Origin of the sequence: Acetobacter pasteurianus subsp. pasteurianus LMG 1262 = NBRC 106471 (assembly GCF_000285275.1) — a bacterium.
GTDB lineage: Bacteria > Pseudomonadota > Alphaproteobacteria > Acetobacterales > Acetobacteraceae > Acetobacter > Acetobacter pasteurianus.
The window spans coordinates 1-3,878 of record NZ_CADO01000076.1 but is presented as its reverse complement, the minus strand read 5'-3'; the positions used below and the strand labels follow the sequence as shown (position 1 = coordinate 3,878).

The window sequence follows — 3,878 nt, the reverse complement described above, 5'->3', positions numbered from 1 at the left end:
CATCCCCCCACGTTTTCCCGCCCGGTGTTCTTATTATATACACGATATAATAAGGGAGGAGCAAGAGAAAAATGCAGTTTTTCACAAAGAAAACGGCGGTTTCCCGACAAAAATTACCCTTGCATCCGCCCCCTCAAAACCCCAGCCTTTCGTTCGACCTGCCAGCGGCAGGGCGAAAGGCAGCGCAGCGACGCCTTTCGTCCCGACACCTTCAGATCCGCCGGCAACGCAGCGCAGGTCTAGGGGGCATCTCAGGGGACCCGTCTGCACGGAGCGACCAAAGGGAGCGCAGGAAGATGGGGTGGATGATCCCCTAGACCGGAGCGAGGCTGCTGGCATCAGCGCAGCCCCCTTGGGGGGGCGAGCATCGGGGGGATATACCGGGCTTCCGATCGTTACCCGGATGGGCGGAGACAGACGGCGACCGCAGCGCAGCGCAGGGCGGCGGCTGGCTCCGGTGAGTTGGTCGGGAGACAGGGGCAGCGCACCTGGCTCGCGGCCTTACGAACTAGAGCGGAGATCAAGCCCCCGAAAGATAGCTCTCCCACATTCCGATGACCGAAAGAATTTCATGGCAATCACAAAAAGAGAAAAATCTTGTCTGACACTCAACTGATTTCAGCATGTCGAGCTTTTGTATCGTTCAAAGACCGACTGGATGAAAGCCTGACGGAAGTCGATGATCCGTATGAACGCTTCTACGAACGCAGGGCGATTTTTCCGAAGAAATTTCTACGCGACGCGCTTCCCTTTTCCGATGCGTTTTACAGCTATGATGACATGGTTCCAGAGACTATCGACCCGACGCTTGTCATCTCGGGGCAGTATCGGGACCGACCGGATCAGGGGAGAGATTACGATCACGAGATCATGGAATGGTCTGATGGTATTGTGAGCGATAACGACAAATATTGCTCAGAGGCCCCGAGATATGCCCGTATCGGAACGATGCCGCTTTACGTGGCTCTCGAAGGCAAGAACCGGGTGACTTTGTTCAAGCGTCATCAGCGCCCGATGCGGGCCTTTATCACGCCGGTAGCCTTTCCGGCTCCATCGGATCTGACGATCGTGCGGTTTTCCCCGTTCGGCGCTTACGGATTGGCTTATCAGGATGAACCAGCCAGAATCATTCCCTATCCTGAAGTCGCCCTGCCCCTTCTGACGGCTTATGGCGTTACCAGCCAAGAGAAAAGCTGGTCGCTGCGGGCTGCTGGATACGCCCGCACAGCACAGAAGGAAATCAGAAAATCTCGCATGGCACCATAGAAAACCAGCTACTGCCGCGCCCCAATAGCAAGGACTTGGAATACCCGATGAAGACTTCTGGACTGGATGTGTTTGATAGCGTCAAGGCGGCACAAGATCCTCGGATGCAGGAGGAACTTCTGAACATGGCATGGGCAGATGGCGACGCAGCGGCGTTTGCTCATGCTCTTTCGGTCATAGCGCGCGCGCAGGGAGCGGACGATATTGCGAAGGAAGCCCTGTCTGGAAAAGGCGATCTCGACCTGACCAGCCTGTTCCGCATCATGTCGGCGTTCGGCATAAAGGTGACGTTTCATGCGGCGGACTGATGCGGCACACGCCGAAGGGATGGCGGCCTGTCGGGCCGCCACAGAGCAGTCAGCCCCCGCGAGGGGGCTTCAGTTTCAAGTGTCCGCTTAGACGTTCACTTGCCTTTGACTTTTTCGACGCTCTTCAGGCCGAAAGCGGAAATCCGGTCCATAACATCGCCGCATTCTGCGCAATGAACAGTAAACTTTTCACTCCACCCCCCATGCTCCGGTCCCGTTTGAATTGTTATTCTATTCACTGTGCCGCATTTTTCACATTTCTCTTTGTAAGATTCTTCGCCAATATTACACATATTTTTGGTATTCCTTTTTCATGTCCGTTTCGAGATACGCAATGCCTGTGCATCGCGCATTGAGCGGAACGCCAGAACGATCTGTTTGCTGAAAGCGGGACTGAACTGGCCGCGCGCGGCCCGATCTTCCAGCGTGTAGGACGTTTCGAGGATGTCGTAATTCACTTCGTCCACCATCACCCACAGGGGCATGTCCGTATCCAGCTTCGCCCTGCGGGCCTCGGTTTCCGGAATCAGCACGGCATGACGATCAGCGGCAGGCTCTTTGCTCGTGATCGGCAGGATGAAGAGGTGATGCTTGCCGTCCCGGTCAATGGCGACGACGACCACGCAGCTCGGCCGCTTTTTTCGGCCTTCCGTCTCACCTCGTAAATCCTGCCATTTCCAGAGATAGTGATAGTCGATGACCTGGCCGACACGCGGGAAGTCATCAGCCATTCAGATAGTCCTCAATCCCCTGATCGCACAGGGCGGCAACGTCTTCAGGCATATCGTTGACGGCATAAGCCTTCTGACTGCCCGTATCCCTGCTGGTCAGCGTCTCGTATCGCTCCACCGACATGACCACGAACCGGGGCTTGCGATGCTTGGTGATGGCGACGGGGGCGACGGCTGCGGCCTCGAAGAGATCACCGGTATTGCGGGTCAGGTCGCCCGCTGCAAACTGCTTCATTGGCTGTATCCTCCCACGGGGGTGATATCAAGAATATACAGAAATTCTGAATATTCTGCAAATTAAATCGCTGAGGATAGCAGAGGCATGGCGGCCTACAGGGCCGCCAAATGATACACAGCCCCCGTTAGGGGGCTTCCGTTTATCGTGGCTGTCCCGAGGGGAGAAGAGACTATGCCACAGAGAGCGCAATCATCCGCTCTTCTGTGCTCACCTAGCTGATTTTTTCGCGACCAGCAGCGCGGCCACAGGTCCGCCCCATGCCCCTAGCAGGCCGAGGACGGCGATTGCGGTCGAGAACCAGAGTGGTAAAGCCACGGGCGAGGCATCAGCTCCCATCATCATCGGCAGCCCCAGTACGCCGAACATGAATTGAAAGAAGACAACGGGCAGAGCAATGATTTTCACAGATCGAAAGCTGTGCGTGAACATCACAGACAGACCCGCCACCATGACAGAAAAAATGAGACCGACCGTCAGGATGCCTATCCCATGAAGGGCCAGGAACCATTGCGGCAAGAGTTCCAGCCCACGGTCCCGCATCAGACAGAACATAATCACGACACCAGCCACAAAACCGAAAGCCACGATCAGTTTCAGCGTGTCGATGGCATCAGCAATATGCCCAGCCAGACGGTCAACGCCATTTGGCGCAGTATTCTGCTCTGTTGTCATGTCCTGATTCCGCTAGAACCTGTTTTGCCGTTGCTACCATAAACCCGGTCTTATCCGTAAGAAATTGCCGGTCGACTATGTGAGCGGGAATTGATTTCGACTTACTCGCGCCGAGGTAACGCACTGTCCGCCTGATTTTCGGGTTTCTCACTTTCTGGTACCTCGGAAAGAAGAGACAAAAGAGTATCGGGAACAGGTTCTTTCACCACAGCACCGAACCGGGCACGCAGCGCGCGCTTCAGCCAAGACGCCAGAAAATTTTCATCTGAATACTTGTGCATATCCGATCCTTCCCACTGCATTTTAATCGGATCGCCCACGACAGGAAGATTCTGGCGTCGTGGAGCACTCCACAATATTGCGAGCCCGGCATCATCCGCCGGAGCGGGTGGCCGGGGCGCAGTGCCCCGGCCGGTTGTTGTCATGCGGTCGCTGCGCCGGGTGTGCGGAGAAGGGGATGCGTGTCCCGTCTGTATCGTTGGCGGGCGTCGTGATTGGCGTCGGCGTCTTGCTCGTAGTCTTTCTGGTGGGCTTCGTGGTGGCTTTCTTGGGCTCACTGCGGAGTGTTGCAGACATAGGGTTTACCCTCCCTGCACCGGGCGGGGAGGAAGGACCATCCCCCCACGTTTTCCCGCCCGGTGTTCTTATTATATACACGATATA

The 3,878-nt window shown here is 56.0% G+C and carries 7 protein-coding genes; 2 read left to right on the top strand and 5 right to left on the bottom strand.

Annotated elements, in window-relative coordinates:
- Positions 1 to 597 precede the first annotated feature (597 nt).
- Both APA10_RS11125 and APA10_RS11120 read left to right on the top strand, forming a co-directional pair.
- Positions 598 to 1,266: a hypothetical protein gene (locus APA10_RS11125; protein WP_035367659.1), complete on the top strand. Its 669-nt coding sequence runs from the start codon at positions 598 to 600 to the stop codon at positions 1,264 to 1,266.
- A 47-nt stretch (positions 1,267 to 1,313) separates the two neighbouring features.
- Positions 1,314 to 1,574: a helix-turn-helix domain-containing transcriptional regulator gene (locus APA10_RS11120; protein WP_035367658.1), complete on the top strand. Its 261-nt coding sequence runs from the start codon at positions 1,314 to 1,316 to the stop codon at positions 1,572 to 1,574.
- A gap of 95 nt (positions 1,575 to 1,669) precedes the next feature.
- On the opposite strand, the gene APA10_RS15275 is transcribed toward APA10_RS11120, so the two are convergent.
- The 5 genes from APA10_RS15275 to APA10_RS11095 form a co-directional block, all read right to left on the bottom strand.
- Positions 1,670 to 1,867, bottom strand: coding sequence for a hypothetical protein (locus tag APA10_RS15275; protein ID WP_035367657.1), 198 nt, complete (start codon positions 1,865 to 1,867; stop codon positions 1,670 to 1,672).
- Positions 1,868 to 1,885: 18 nt separating this feature from the next.
- Positions 1,886 to 2,305: a hypothetical protein gene (locus APA10_RS11110; protein WP_035367655.1), complete on the bottom strand. Its 420-nt coding sequence runs from the start codon at positions 2,303 to 2,305 to the stop codon at positions 1,886 to 1,888.
- A complete protein-coding gene (locus APA10_RS11105) occupies positions 2,298 to 2,540 on the bottom strand; it encodes a type II toxin-antitoxin system prevent-host-death family antitoxin (protein ID WP_035367654.1) in 243 nt (80 codons plus the stop codon). The genes APA10_RS11110 and APA10_RS11105 overlap by 8 nt, the downstream gene beginning before the upstream one ends.
- A gap of 210 nt (positions 2,541 to 2,750) precedes the next feature.
- Positions 2,751 to 3,215, bottom strand: a complete 465-nt coding sequence (locus APA10_RS11100) for a hypothetical protein (RefSeq protein ID WP_035367652.1) — start codon at positions 3,213 to 3,215, stop codon at positions 2,751 to 2,753.
- Positions 3,216 to 3,316: 101 nt separating this feature from the next.
- Complete coding sequence (locus APA10_RS11095; RefSeq protein ID WP_050998023.1) at positions 3,317 to 3,640, bottom strand: NepR family anti-sigma factor; 324 nt, start codon at positions 3,638 to 3,640, stop codon at positions 3,317 to 3,319.
- Positions 3,641 to 3,878: the final 238 nt, after the last annotated feature.